General features: G+C 65.8%; 11 protein-coding genes and 1 tRNA gene. 5 read left to right on the top strand and 7 right to left on the bottom strand.

Annotated features, from left to right (window positions below; translation table 11 throughout):
* Positions 1-193, top strand: a 193-nt coding sequence (locus EFAMC2_RS06195) for a hypothetical protein (RefSeq protein ID WP_222838534.1), incomplete at its 5' end; no start/stop codon positions are given.
* 93 nt (positions 194-286) lie between these two features.
* Here EFAMC2_RS06195 and EFAMC2_RS06190 read toward each other — a convergent pair.
* From EFAMC2_RS06190 to tilS, 5 genes are all read right to left on the bottom strand, one after another.
* Entirely contained in the window at positions 287-1153 is an 867-nt protein-coding gene (locus EFAMC2_RS06190) for a PHP domain-containing protein (RefSeq protein WP_315985355.1), read from the bottom strand.
* A gap of 142 nt (positions 1154-1295) precedes the next feature.
* Positions 1296-2492 (bottom strand): pyridoxal phosphate-dependent aminotransferase, encoded by a 1197-nt coding sequence (locus EFAMC2_RS06185; protein ID WP_154027969.1) that lies wholly within the window; start codon positions 2490-2492, stop codon positions 1296-1298.
* Between the two features lie 217 nt (positions 2493-2709).
* On the bottom strand, positions 2710-4785 hold the full coding sequence (gene ftsH, locus EFAMC2_RS06180) for an ATP-dependent zinc metalloprotease FtsH (RefSeq protein ID WP_261980147.1): 2076 nt from the start codon (positions 4783-4785) through the stop codon (positions 2710-2712).
* Positions 4786-4884: 99 nt separating this feature from the next.
* The gene (gene hpt, locus EFAMC2_RS06175; protein WP_154027968.1) at positions 4885-5436 is read right to left on the bottom strand and encodes a hypoxanthine phosphoribosyltransferase; all 552 of its coding nucleotides are present in this window, start codon (positions 5434-5436) and stop codon (positions 4885-4887) included.
* 86 nt (positions 5437-5522) lie between these two features.
* Positions 5523-7136: a tRNA lysidine(34) synthetase TilS gene (gene tilS, locus EFAMC2_RS06170; protein ID WP_187325188.1), complete on the bottom strand. Its 1614-nt coding sequence runs from the start codon at positions 7134-7136 to the stop codon at positions 5523-5525.
* 251 nt (positions 7137-7387) lie between these two features.
* Between tilS and EFAMC2_RS06165 the strand changes: the two genes are divergently transcribed.
* Complete coding sequence (locus EFAMC2_RS06165) at positions 7388-8206, top strand: MBL fold metallo-hydrolase (protein WP_154027967.1); 819 nt, start codon at positions 7388-7390, stop codon at positions 8204-8206.
* Between the two features lie 303 nt (positions 8207-8509).
* On the opposite strand, the gene serS is transcribed toward EFAMC2_RS06165, so the two are convergent.
* Positions 8510-9796 (bottom strand): serine--tRNA ligase, encoded by a 1287-nt coding sequence (serS, locus tag EFAMC2_RS06160; RefSeq protein ID WP_154027966.1) that lies wholly within the window; start codon positions 9794-9796, stop codon positions 8510-8512.
* Between the two features lie 195 nt (positions 9797-9991).
* Here serS and EFAMC2_RS06155 point away from each other — a divergent pair, with 195 nt between their 5' ends.
* Together EFAMC2_RS06155 and EFAMC2_RS06150 are read left to right on the top strand one after the other, a co-directional pair.
* A complete protein-coding gene (locus EFAMC2_RS06155) occupies positions 9992-10186 on the top strand; it encodes a DUF6724 family protein (protein ID WP_154027965.1) in 195 nt (64 codons plus the stop codon).
* Between the two features lie 97 nt (positions 10187-10283).
* Positions 10284-11441, top strand: coding sequence for a hypothetical protein (locus tag EFAMC2_RS06150; protein WP_154027964.1), 1158 nt, complete (start codon positions 10284-10286; stop codon positions 11439-11441).
* 110 nt (positions 11442-11551) lie between these two features.
* Here the strand turns inward: EFAMC2_RS06150 and EFAMC2_RS06145 are convergent.
* Positions 11552-11638: transfer RNA gene (locus EFAMC2_RS06145), tRNA-Leu, on the bottom strand.
* Between the two features lie 166 nt (positions 11639-11804).
* Between EFAMC2_RS06145 and EFAMC2_RS06140 the strand changes: the two genes are divergently transcribed.
* A complete protein-coding gene (locus EFAMC2_RS06140) occupies positions 11805-13586 on the top strand; it encodes a serine/threonine protein kinase (RefSeq protein ID WP_154027963.1) in 1782 nt (593 codons plus the stop codon).
* Position 13587 lies beyond the last annotated feature (1 nt).

Genomic DNA, 13587 nt, shown 5'->3' with positions numbered 1-13587 from the left:
CAACGAGGCGGCAGCTGTGCCTTCGGCTCCTCTCTTCTTCATCGAGAGTAGTCATTACGCACATTTGGAACCGTTTCATCGGCGAAAAACGCGCGTAATGACTACTCTCGGCGAATTGTGTGCGCTATGCCCGCTCGGTTTTGCGTCTTTTTTGCAGCCGCCTTCTTTTTTGCAGCCGCGCTCTTTTTTGTAGCCGCCCTCTGATTGAGCGGTTTTGCGCGGGGCGCCTGCCTCGGCCAGAGGGCTATTCCCCGGCCGGGTAAGGCACTCGTTTCAGTTGGAAGGATTACTCCCCCAGCGCGGCGACCTTGGCGGCGAGGAAGGCGTCGGCGCTGCGTGTGGCAATGAGCTCCTGTGGGAAGTCGATTTCCTCCAGCATCGCAAGAACCGCGTGGAAATCGCCCACCTGCGTGCAGATGTGTGCATCCGTGTTGACGGCGATCTGGCACCCCAACTCGGCGCACTTCTCGGCGATGGCGCGACAGGTATCCGTGGTCTTACCGGGGCGAGACTCGATGCTGTGCTCGTTAATCTCAATCAGCTTGTGCAGCCGCGCCGCCTCGCCAATGACCTCGCCAAGGTCATACCGCACGCCCGAGCGACCCGTGTGCCCCAGCGTAAGTACCTTGTCCCGATGCAGCACGCTGAGGTACATCTCGGTGCCCTGCGCAATCGTGGCACCTTTTGCAAAGTCGTCGAGGTGCACGCTCGCCACCACATAGTCGCAGTGGGAGAAGACGCGCTCCGCCAGCGTCTTTGGGTTCCTCATGGCGCGCCCCACGATGTCGCCGGTCACCATGATGTGATCGCCGTAAAGCTGACCGTCGAGCCCGCGGATATCCACTTCGCAACCGTGCAGGACGCGCACGCCCTCCCACACCTCGGGCCAGGCGGCAAAGTTGTCGAAGTACTGGAAGTCACGCACGTCCGCGTGGGTGAGCGTGGCGCCAGGATGCAGCATGTCGCTGAAGTGCTCCGTGCATCCCAGCAACTCAAGACCCGCATCCCGTGCCGCCAGCACATTTTCGCGAATCGTCGAATACGCATGGCGCGAGTACAGCGTGTGCGTATGCGTATCACAAAGGTTCCGAAGCAAAGCGACCTCCCTCAAACAAGCTAACTGCCCGGCACGTACGAGACCAATCCTCGCCACCCGCAAGCCCCGTGACAGCGGAGTACCGCAAGTGGCAACGGGCAGGCCGGCTCGACATGACCCTAGGGATAGGGCCAAGGACCTTGCAAAGCAAGTGACCCCGACCAAAGGGTACGGCGCGGCCGCGGCGGCCCGCAGGGCCCTAGCGGTACTCCGCCGCCAGCGCCTGCCATGCGGGCATCGAGTTCACGATGGTCTCGTACGAGACGCAGTATCCCACCCGGACCCATCCCGGGCAGCCAAACGAGTCACTCGGCACCGGCAGCAACTCGTGAGCTTTCGCGCGCTCAAAGAACGCGTTCGCATCGGGCTCGAGCGCCTTAACCCACAGGTAGAACGCACCGTCGGGCTCGATGTACTCGTAGCCGACCTTGGCAAGGCCCTCCGTGAGCGCTTTGCGATTGCGCGCGTAGGCGTCCACGTCGCTCGGCTCGTCCACGCAGTCGATTACCACGCGCTGGAACAGCGCCGGCGCGCACACGAAGCCAAGGGAGCGCCCGGCGCCGGCAACGGCGGACACGAGACGGTCGTGCTCGGGATTCGTGGGCGGCACGAGCACCCAGCCGATGCGCTCGCCCGGAAGCGACAGGCTCTTGGAGTAGCTGTAGCAGACCACGGTGCGCTCGTAGACAGCCGGCACCCACGGCACCTCAGCGCCATAGGTGATCTCGCGATAGGGCTCGTCGGAGATGAGGTAGATGGGATGCCCGACCTCCCCAGAGCGCTTGCTCAGCGCCGCCGCGAGCGCCTCGAGGTTGTCGCGCGCGTACACCGTGCCCACCGGGTTGTTGGGTGAGTCGATGATGATGGCCGCTGTGCGCTCGTTGATGGCGGCGGCCACAGCCGGCACGTCGATCTGGAAGGTCTCGGCATCAGCCATGACCTCGACGCAGGTGCAGCCGCAGGTCTCGATCCACACGCGATACTCGGGGAAGTACGGGGCAATGACGATGACCTCGTCACCCGGGTTGGTCACGGCGTGCAGTGTGATGGAGAGCGACGCCGCAGCGCCGCAAGTCACGTAGAGGTCACCGGCACCGGCCACCTCCCGGCCGTCCATCTCGGCAGCGAAACGGCGCGTCAGCGAAGCCGCGATGGCCTCGCGACAGGCAGGCAGGCCGTTGGCAGGCGTATAGCTGTGGACCTGAGCGGGCGGCAGCTGGAGGCTGCGCCCGATGGAGGCAGCAACGGCCGCCGGCGCGGGAACGCTCGGATTGCCAAGGCTGAAGTCGAACACGTTCTCAGCGCCAATCTCGGCCTGGCGCGCGGCTCCATAGGCGGCAATCTCGCGAATCGAGCTCTTGGACGCCCCGTAGCCGTACATGGTCTCGTTAATCATGAGGTCCCCTCTCACGCGGTCACTCTCGCCATTGTACGCGCGAGGCACCAAAAGGCCCGCTCACGCCGAAGCGTGAGCGGGCCTCCTGTCATCCATATGGCGATGCGGTTGAGCACGATGGCCACTGCGAGCGGACGCTGGCGTCCTCGTGGCGCGCGGACTGCCGGCAACAACGCAGCCACACGCCACAAGCCAGGCGTCCGAAGCCCAGTCGAGGCTACCTGCCCTCGCCGTCACCCGGTGCGACGGCGCCCGCATCGCCCTCGCGCTCCATCGCCTTACGCGCGGCCTCCGCGGCCTCGGCCGCAACGTCCTCATCGAGCTCGCCAGGCTTGGCGCCGGCGGCGGGCTCAACGGCACCAGCCTCAGCCGCCTGCTCCTTCTCGGCCTCCTCGGGGTGCGCGGCCAAATACTCGTCCCAGGTACCATCGAGCAGGGCATTCACGGCCTCGCCCTCAACGGTCTCACGGGCAAGCAGCACGTTGGCCATGGCCTCCATGCGGTCGCGATGGGCCTCGAGCACCTCACGGGCGCGCTGGTGTGCCTCGCGCATGATGCGCTCCACCTCGTCGTCGATGCGCTTGGCGGTCTCGGCTGAGTAGTCCTGGTGGTCCGCATAGTCACGACCAAGGAACACCTGGTGCTGGGCCTCGCCAAACACCTGCGTGCCCAGGGCCTCGCTCATGCCCAGACGCGTGACCATCTGGCGTGCGATCTTGGTGGCACGCTCCAGGTCGTTGCTCGCGCCCGTAGTGATGTCGTCGCAGAACAGCTCCTCGGCGGTGCGGCCGCCCAGCAGCACGGCAATCTGGTCGAGCATGCCGTCGCGCGTGTTGAGGAAGTGGTCCTCCTCCGGCAGCTGCAGCGTGTAGCCGAGGGCCTGGCCACGGCTGATGATGCTGATCTTGTGCACCGGGTCGGAGTTCTCGAGGATGTGGCCCACGAGGGCGTGGCCGCTCTCGTGGTAGGCAATGGTGGCGCGTTCCCTGTCCGTCATCACACGGCTCTTGCGCTGCGGGCCGGCGATGACGCGCTCCATGGCCTCCTCGACCTCGTCCATCGTGATCTTGCTCTTCTTGCGGCGGGCGGCCAGGAGGGCACTCTCGTTCATGAGGTTCATGAGGTCTGCGCCCGTAAAACCGGGAGTGAGCTTGGCCAGGCGGCCAAAGTCGATGTCGCCGGCAAGCGGCTTGCCCTCGGAGTGCACGCGGATGATCTGCTCGCGGCCCTTCACATCAGGGCGGTCCACCGTGACCTGACGGTCGAAGCGGCCGGGACGCAGCAGGGCCGGATCGAGGATGTCCGGGCGGTTGGTTGCCGCGATGAGGATCACGGCCTCGTTCTGCTCGAAGCCGTCCATCTCAACGAGCAGCTGGTTGAGCGTCTGCTCGCGCTCGTCATGACCGCCACCGAGGCCGGCGCCACGCTGACGGCCCACGGCGTCGATCTCGTCGATGAAGATGATGGAGGGAGCGGCAGCCTTGGCCTGCTTGAAGAGGTCGCGCACGCGGCTTGCGCCCACGCCCACGAACATCTCCACAAAGTCAGAGCCGGAGATGGAGAAGAACGGCACACCCGCCTCGCCGGCGACGGCCTTGGCAAGCAGCGTCTTGCCCGTTCCCGGAGGGCCCACCAGCAGCACGCCGCGCGGGATGCGAGCGCCCATCTTGTGGAAGCGCTCAGGCTCGGCGAGGAAGTCGCGAATCTCCACGAGCTCCTCAACGGCCTCGTCAACGCCGGCGACGTCCTTGAACTTGACCTTTGGACGCGTCTGCTCGGTGGTCTTGGCCTTCGTCTTGCCAAAGTTCATGGCCTGGCCGTTCTGACCCTGCATCTGGCGCATGAAGAAGACGAACACAAGCACGAGCAGCAGCGTCGGCAGCACGTAGACGAGAATCGTCTCGAGCATGTTGCCGTCAGAGGTGTCCACCTTGAAGGTAATCTTGGGGTGCCGGCCCATCAGCTCGGTGAGGTTGTCGCTGCCGGCATAGGCACTCTTGAAGCTGCGCAGGGCGGTCTTGTCGCTGGTGTCGGCGCCGTCCTTCCAGTACTGGCCCGTCACCTCGCCGGTAGACAGCTTGTAGGTAAGCTGCGAGACGCGGTCCGCATCGACGGCTTCGACCATCTCGCTCGTGGCGAGCGTATCCACCTGGGACGAGCCGAGAAACGTCGGCCCCATGGTGAACACAAGGTACGCCACGCAGGCGATGGCGAGGATCAGATACACCACGCTCGACCGCGAGCGGCCCGGCAGCTCGGGCCCGCCCTTGGGCAGATTTGGCTTGTCGCTCATTCCCTCATTCCTTCACTTCATATGCCGCGGCCGGACTCCTACGAGCCCGGCCGCGGCTGGTTCGATGCGCTTTGGGATCACTTGTGAGTCCCCGAGGCGCTACTTTCCGTAGACCTCGGGCTTGAGGATACCAATATAGGGCAGGTTGCGATAGCGCTCCGCGAAGTCCAGGCCATAGCCCACGATGAACTCGTCGGGCACGTGCGCACCCACGTAGCGGGGCTTGACGGCGGGCCTCTGGCCCTCGACGTCCTTCACCAGGAAGGCCGCCACCTCGAGCGAGGCGGGCTTGCGCGAGGAAAGGTTCTTCATGAGGTAGCTGAGCGTGAGACCCGAGTCCAGGATGTCCTCGATGATAAGGACGTCGCGGCCCTCAATCTTGGTGTCCAGGTCCTTCACGATGCGCACGACGCCCGAGCTCTTGGCGCCGTCGCCGTAGCTAGAGACAGCCATGAAGTCGATGCCCAGCTCGCAGTCGATGGCGCGCATGACGTCTCCCATGAAGACGACGGCGCCACGCAGCACGGCGATAAGCAGTGGGTTCTTACCCTCGTAGTCACGGGTAATGTCGGCTCCCATGCGAGAGACGATGCCCTTGATGTCCTCCTCGGAGAGAACGATTCTGTCGACGTCCGGATGAATGCGCTCCATCGCGCGCTCCTCTCGAGAGCCCCCGCGGAATCCGCGTTGGCATGTGCGGCGGCGGCAGACACCGGCGCCGGTTGAAACCGTCTTCGTCATACCCCAGCGCAACCATGCGCGCCGGGACCCTCCACACCAGGCCTCTCGGCCGCGTGGAAATGCAATTCTAGCAGCACCCTCGACGCACCGGTGACGCGGACGCGCTCGTCTGGGCGAATCGGCGCCACCCAGAGCACGTGGCCCGTAGGCGAGGTACGCACCACGGGCACGCCGGCGCGCTCCTGGGCTGGAAACTTCTCGTCAATGAGCAGGTCGGAGAGCTTCTTGGACTGTCCGCGCATGCCGAGGGGGCACAGGACGTCGCCCACCTGCGGCGCGTCAACCCACAGGCGGCCGCCCAGGGGCCCCAGGTGACAGGATGCCGCGTCAAGCAGCACCGATGCCCCCTCCCACTCGCGCGCCTGGGCCCGGGCAAGCGCCTCGGGATGCGACCCCGGGGCCACCTCACGAAGCCGGGCCGTAAGCGTACCCACACAGCCGAGCTCAAGCACGCCGATGGGACCGGGCGCAGCAAGGTAGGCAGACTGTCCAGGCTCAGACGGCAGGCCCGGCACCTCCAGCCATCCCGGCGCAAGCCGCGCAAAGGCCGACGCGCGAGCCCGGATGAAGAGCATGCCGTAGGAGACGCGAGCATCCACGCCTCCCGGGAGCGTGACGGAGCCCTCGCCGGCGGCAACGAGCCTGAGCACTCGCGCCACGTGACGCGCCTCGAGCCGGCTCTCGGGATTAGCCGCAAGCATCGCCATACGCACGACGCGACGCGCGAGCGCAACCTCTGTCGCCGCAAGGCGGGCGGCGTCCAGGACGATGAGGCCCGCATCGCGCCGGCGCTCAAGCGTGTGGAGCGCACGACTCGCGAGCTGCGTGAGATAGGCGTCCTCGTCCGAGAGGATGTCGCAGGTTGCCACCATGTTCTCCATGAGGCGCGGATTGCGCTCGATGGCGCGCGGAACAATCTCGTGGCGCACGAAGGAGCGCAGGTAGCGAGTGTCCGCGTTCGTGGCGTCCTCTCGCCAGACGATGCCGCGCATGCGGAGCAGATCGCACAGCTCGTCGTGTGTGCGGTCGAGCAGTGGGCGCACGATGCGGTTTCGGCGGCGAGGGATAGAGGAGAGGCCCTGCGTGCCAGACCCCTTGATGGCGTTCATGAAGAAGGTCTCCGCGCGGTCGTTGGCCGTGTGCGCCGTGACGATGCGCGCGCTGCTGCGCGGCAGGCCCGCCTGCTCGCACAGCTCGTTCGCGAGCCTGCCAGCCGCGGCATAGCGAACCTCGCGCGCGACGTTCTCCACGTTCGAGTCCTGCGCGTCTGGGGCGGCAGCCATCGCGGCCACGTCCCCGCGCTCCACCGTCACGGGCACGCCGAGCCGAACGCAGAGGTCACGCACGAACTCCTCGTCTTCCTCGGCGTCGATGCCGCGGAGCTGGTGGTTGACGTGCAACACGTGAAGCCGCTCGCGCGCGATGCGGGAGCGGCCGCGCCCGTCGTCGATGTCGAGCTCGGAGGTCGCGGCAAGCACGAGCAGGGCCGTGGAGTCGGCACCTCCCGAGACCATGAGGACCACAGGCCCCTGCGCCTCGGGCGCCACGCGGCCGCTTGGACGCTCGAATGCAGGCACCTCGCCCGCATACCTCCTGCTTACACTCGGCATAGTCCTCCCTCGTACGGCGCGGGACCGGCGCCCCGCCGCATATCGGCAGCGAATCTGAAGCAAAGGCGACGCGATCCCTGCCGGCGCGTCGTCACGCAGCCAGCGGAGGGCCCAAGCCGAAGTTGCCGCGGGCCTGGAGCCCACGACGGCGCAGGCGATGAGCAGCAAACGGCTCGGCGCGCGAGCCACTGTTACGTGCCCGGAAACGCGTGTACCCTAAAGCCCGCCTAGTTTACGACGGAGGAACGCCCATGAGGCCTCAGATGCACCTGCACATACTCGCCAGCGGATCGAAGGGCAACGCCACCGTGGTGGAAGGCCCAACGGGATCCGTCCTCATCGACGATGGCCTCTCTCGCCGCGAGCTCATGAGGCGCGCCGACGAGCTGGGCGTGGACATGGACCGCGTCGAATGCGTGGTGATAACGCACGAGCACAGCGACCACGTGAGCGGCCTCACCGTGTTCTGCAACCGCTATGAGGGGCGCCTCGTGGCAACGGCGGGCACGGCAGGCGGCCGCAAGTACCTGGCAGAGCTGCCCTTTGAGCTCGTGGGGAACTCGGACGAGTTCGAGGCGGGCGGCATGCGCATCCGCACCTTCCCTACCTCGCACGACGTGGTCGACCCCTTTGGCCTGCGCTTTGACTGCGGCGAGGGAGAGAACGCCGACGCCATTGGCTACTGCACCGACACCGGCGAGCTGAGCGAGCGCGCCTATGACCTGCTCTACAACGTGCGCATCCTCGCGCTTGAGAGCAACCATGACGCGCGCATGCTTGACACGGGCCCCTACCCCGCCTACCTCAAGGAACGCGTGGCCGGCTCGCACGGTCACCTCTCAAACGACCAGGCGGCCGAGGCACTGCGCACGCTCGTGGGCCTGGACACAGAGACGGTGGTGGCCATGCACCTCTCACAGGAAAACAATCGGCCAAGCGTGGCGGTTCGCGCACTCGCCGCCGCCATGGGAGCCGAGGCAGCCAATGACACCTTCACCGAGGCACGCACGGCAGACGGCAGGCTCACCATCTGCGCCGCCGGCCAGGACAAGCCCATGACCATCTGGTAGACAAAGCAGGGGCTAGCCGAGGGCCTTCGGAGGACGCATTGCTGGCTGGCAGGAACAGTCGGCAGACAGACAACAAATCTGGCGCACACTCTTTTCGACCAACTGGGGTTTTGCAAAAAAGCGTGTGCCAGATTTGTTGTCTGCGAATGGCCGGGCGCCAGAGAGGCCAGCGTCGCACGGAAAAGGCAACCCGGCACGGACGATCGGCGTCGCACGGACCGCGTCGCAGGCCGGCGCACTACAGAAAAAGGCGGTCCGGCACAGACCGGACCGCCCACAAAAGGCATCCTTGCCCACAATCTCCTAGTCGCGCTCGATCTTGTCGCAACCCATGTAGGGGCGCAGCACCTCGGGCACCGTCACGGAGCCGTCGGCGTTCTGGTAGTTCTCCAGAATCGCGGCCATCGTGCGGCCGGCGGGCAGACCGGAGCCGTTGAGCGTGTTGAGGTAGCGCGTACCCTTGAAGTTAGCCGGGTCACGATACTTGATGTTGGCACGGCGGGCCTGGAAGTCGCCGCAGTTGGAGCAGGAGGAAATCTCCTTGTAATTGTTGTAGCTCGGCAGCCACACCTCGATGTCATAGGTCTGGCGGGCGGAGAAGCCCAGGTCGCCGGTGCAGAGGCTAATCACGCGGTACGGGAGCTCGAGCTGCTGCAGCAGGTACTCGGCCTCGGCCGTCATGTTCTCGAGCTGGCTGTCGGAGTCTTCCGGCGTGGCGAACTTGACCATCTCGACCTTGTCGAACTCGTGCTGGCGAATGATGCCACGTGTATCGCGGCCGGCAGAGCCCGCCTCCTCGCGGAAGCACGGGGTAAAGGCGGTGTACCAGCGCGGCAGGGTGTCGGCGTCGAGCACCTCGCCGGCGTGGAGGTTGGTGAGCACGACCTCAGCCGTGGGGATGAGGAAGTTGTCGCCGCTCACGTGATAGGCATCGTCCTCGAACTTGGGCAGCTGGCCCGTGCCGAACATGGTCTGGCGCTTCACAACGATGGGCGGCCACCACTCCTTGAAGCCACGGCTCGTGTGCGTGTCCAGGAAGAAGTTGATGAGCGCGCGCTCGAGACGGGCGCCCTTGCCGCCAAGCACCGTGAAGCGGCTGCCCGAGAGCTTGTTGCCACGGTCGAAGTCGAGGATATTGAGGTCAGCACCAAGGTCCCAGTGGGCCTTGAACTCGAAGCCCTCGGCCTCGAAGTCGCGCGGGGTGCCCCAGCGGCGACGCTCGATGTTCTCAGTCTCGTCGACGCCCACCGGCGTGGCCGCACACGGGATGTTGGGCAGGTGGGACATGAAATCATAGAGGTCACCCTCGAGCTGCGTGCGCTTCTCGCCCAGCTCGTCGATCTTCTCGTTGACCTGGCGCACGGCCTCCTTGGCGGCCTCGGCCTCGTCCTTCTTGCCCTCCTTCATGAGAGCACCGATCTTCTTGGACTCGGCGTTACGCGTGGCCTGCAGGTCCTCGACTTCGCCGATGACGGCGCGACGCTCGTCGTCGAGCTCGAAGAAGCGCTCACGATCCCAGCTGGTCTGCCGGTTGGCCATCGCCTGGTCAACGGCGTCGGGGTTCTCTCGGACGAACTTGATGTCGAGCATGGTGCCTCCGGTTCACGAGCGCTCTTGAGGGCGCGCGACTGATGACGTTGTTTCGCGGCCCGCCGAGAGCGCAGCCGCACGGGCCAGTATATCGCGCGATGCCATACGGTGCCCGAAACGCCGCCGCTATACTTGAAGGAATCAGGAGGTGCCGGCCCCTCGGCCGGCTCGAACGGGGCGTGGAAAGGCAGTCTCATGGACGTGGCAGGCTTCTTTGGCTGGCTCTTTGGAACGAGGATGGGCGTCCTGTGCCTGTTGGGCATCGGCCTGCTTGGATTCCTTGTTGCCGCCATCGTGCTCGAGCGCAAGACCCGTCGCAACTATGACCAGTGCGACGAGGACGGGGACGACGAGGATGGCTGGTCCTTCTTCGACAGCGACAACAACTAGCAGGTGAGTCGTCCCCGCGCCGTCCGCAGGGGCCGGCGCGGGGCCACGTGACGTCAGGGACATGCGCGAGATGACGGACCCGGATGCGGAGGCACCCATGGCACGGAGAACGCACAGGCAGGTTGACCCATTCAACGCCGGCGACCCCATCATGCCGAGCGACGAGCTGGGTCAGGAGTACGTTCCCATTTCCCCGGAGGGCGAATGGGTCTCCCCCGAGGGGCAAGGCTCCGCAGACAGTCATGGTTGCTGGGTAGATGACGCCCCAAAGCCCCCGCGGAAGCCCGGCCAGGGCAGCGCAGGCTCGCGAAGCGGAAAGCGGCGTCAGTCGAAGGCCCGCACAAGCACCGCCAAGGCCTCCAAACCCGCCTCTCGCGCAGCCAGTGCCGCTCGTCCCAAGGGCTCGCGGCAATCCACGGCCCAGAGCGCCGGCCGCACCATGGGGCGAACGTTTCGCAAGAGCTTCGTCGTGCTCATTGCCATCGCGCTTGTGGTTGAGATGGGAGGCGCACTCACGAGCTGCGCCGATACCCTCTTCGATGGGCTGGAAGACGCGGGGTACGGGGTTACCCACGCCGTCAGTGCCATCTTCGGCGGGCCGGGCGCCACTTCAGCAAGCGGCTCCCTCAGCTCTCCGAACTACGAATCCTCCAGCTCAGAAAGCCTCGACTTCAACACCTACACGCAGGTGTGCAATGAGCTCGAGGGCCAGGAGTCTGGAACCGTGCGACAGCTCATGGGGCGGATTTCTTCCGGTGACGCCGGCGTGGTCTCGAAGGTCGCCACGTATCTCGACGACGCGTTTCAGTCGTACTCCTCCGATATGACTCTCGAGGGCATCGGCGTCGACTCGAAGGAGCTCGCCCGATGGTGCCTCACCAACGTCAGCTACAGCGAGGACGACATCGAGACCTACGCCTACTCGACAGACGGCTCAGACACCGCCTACACGGGCGCCGCGTACCTCTACATCCAGGCCACCGACACCCTCACCCTCGTGAGCGAGCTGTCCGCATACGTGCGCAGCGACCTACTGGACTACGGGAATATGCCCGAGGATGGTCTCACGGAGAATCAGCGCGCCCTCGTTGCCAAACGGCTCGAGGAGCTCAAGCAGGCAGACGTGCCCACAACAAGGGCGCTTTCCTTTGAGTTCAAGGGTAGGTGCGAGCCAGATGGCTCGAATCCACAGGCAACGCTCGACGAGGATGCCTGGAACGCAGACTTTGCCAATCTGTTTGGCTCGTACTCCTAGGACGCGTCGCCGGCGGGCTTGAGCTCCGGCTCGGGCCCGCCCGTTGCACATGGCACACCCGATACGCATGAAAAAGGCCCCGGGCGAAACCCGAGGCCTCCTCATATACATGGTGCGGGCGAAAGGACTTGAACCTTCATGGGGTTGCCCCCATACGGACCTGAACCGTACGCGTCTGCCAATTCCGCCACGCCCGCAAATGCGGAGTTCAATATAGCTTCCGATGCGCCAATACGCAAGAACTTTTTTGAGAATTGTTGCCAGCTGCTAGAATAGCCCCACGCGCGACGCTGGGCCACACGTCCCTCAAGCACCGAAAACGTCACGCGCACGCCGGCACACGCAGCTGAATCGAGGACCGCCGTGCAAAATCCCGCCACCCCATCGCAGGGTTGGAGCGCATCTACGCCCTCTCGGAGCTATCCCCAGCCCGAGCACCCGCTCCTGCTCGGCCGCTACCGCGTCGTGGAGACACGTGGCGCCGGCGGCTTTGCGGCAGTGCACGTCTGCTGGGATATCCGGCTCCAGCGCAAGGTAGCTATCAAGTGCATGCCCCTCTCGACGGCGGCAGGCGCAAGCTCGTCCACACTGCAGGAAGCCCTTGACGAGGCGCGCATCACCTCGCGGCTCACCCACCCCAACATCGTCACCGTCCACGACTTCGAGGTCACGGCAGACACCGCCTATCTCATCATGGAGTACGTCGACGGCCTCACCTTGGCGGAGCTGCTCGCCCGCGTGGAGGGCGGCATGCTCACCTACGACGAGTGCGCCCACCTGCTCGACTGCCTCGCCAACGCCCTCGCCTACGCCCATGAGAACGGCGTGCTCCACCTGGACATCAAGCCCTCGAACATCTTCATCGACACCTCCGCCAACATGAAGCTCGGCGATTTTGGCATGGCAAGCCTGGCCTCGGCGGCAGGCTGGGAGGGGGCACGGGGCGGAACCATAGGCTACATGCCGCCCGAGCAGCTGCAATGCGGCATGGTGGACGAGCGCACCGACGTCTTTGCGCTCGCTGTGGTGTGCTACCAGGCCCTTACGGGAACAAGTCCCTTCGCCGGCCCAGACGCCGAGTTCTCCCTCAAGAAGATCGGCAGGGGCGCGAGGCCCCTCGGAAAGATCGAGTCGCAGCTTGCGGGACCCGTCACGGAGGGCGTGGCCCGCGCGATGAGTCCAGAGCCCTCCAGGCGCCCCTCCACTGCGGGCGAGTTTGCGGACGCCGTCTTGCCCTACCTCGGCGACGAGGCGGCCGGCAAGGAATCCGTGGCAGAGCTTATGGCCCAGGTCACCGGCGAGACGGGCCCGGACGAGGACACCTGGGAGCAAGCCGCCCACGTCCGCGCCATCGAGCGCTGGCCCTGGCTCCCGCAGGCGGCATCGCGTGGGGCATGTGCCCTGGCCACGGGCATCCTCGGCTGGAAGCTGGCGCCCATCGTTGCGGGCGCCACCCTCGACATCTCGGCCGGCACCGCGTCGCTGGTGGGGCTCATTGCTCTCGGCGCCATCTCGGCGGCGGCGCCGGGCGCCGGCGGGGCGCTGGCCCTGCTGCTTGTCTGCGGGGCAATCCTAGCCTCCGGGGTCTACTCCCCGGCCTTCCTCGTCGCCGTTCTGTCGGGCGTGACCCTCGGTATGTGGTGGACGCGCATTGGCTCTCGCTCGCGGGCCTCTGCCTCCGGACTTCTCATGCCTGCGGCATTTGGCGTGCCCACCGCGGGCTCCGCCATCTGCGGAGCCACGTTGCGACCGGCCGCGGCGCTCGTCACCTCTGCGCTTGGCGTGCTTCTTCAGGTGGCGGTGGGCCTCTTGGGGGCGGCAGCGGGCGGGGAGGAGTTCGTGCGCTCGCTAGCCGGCGCCCTTTCCTCTCCCGCCACCTGGGAGATGGTCGCGGGTGCAGGATGTGCCGCCGCGCTCGCCTCGCTGATTGGCAACACCAGGGGCCCCGTTGCCAGGTCTGCCGCGCAGGTCGTGTGTGCATTTGTGCTGGTAGCCACCCGCACCGCCCTGCCGGGAATGGAGAATGCCGGATTATGGCTTGGAAATTCGGCGCCCGGCGTAGCCGTTGCGGTAGTCTGTTCAGTACTTATGAGCATAGCTATCGTGACCCTCGGCCCAGCGCCTAAGCCACGGGAGGATGAGTGAC

The sequence above is a fragment of the Olsenella uli genome (genome assembly GCF_901212655.1).
GTDB lineage: Bacteria > Actinomycetota > Coriobacteriia > Coriobacteriales > Atopobiaceae > Parolsenella > Parolsenella uli_A.
This window is presented reverse-complemented; position numbering and strand designations above follow the sequence as displayed.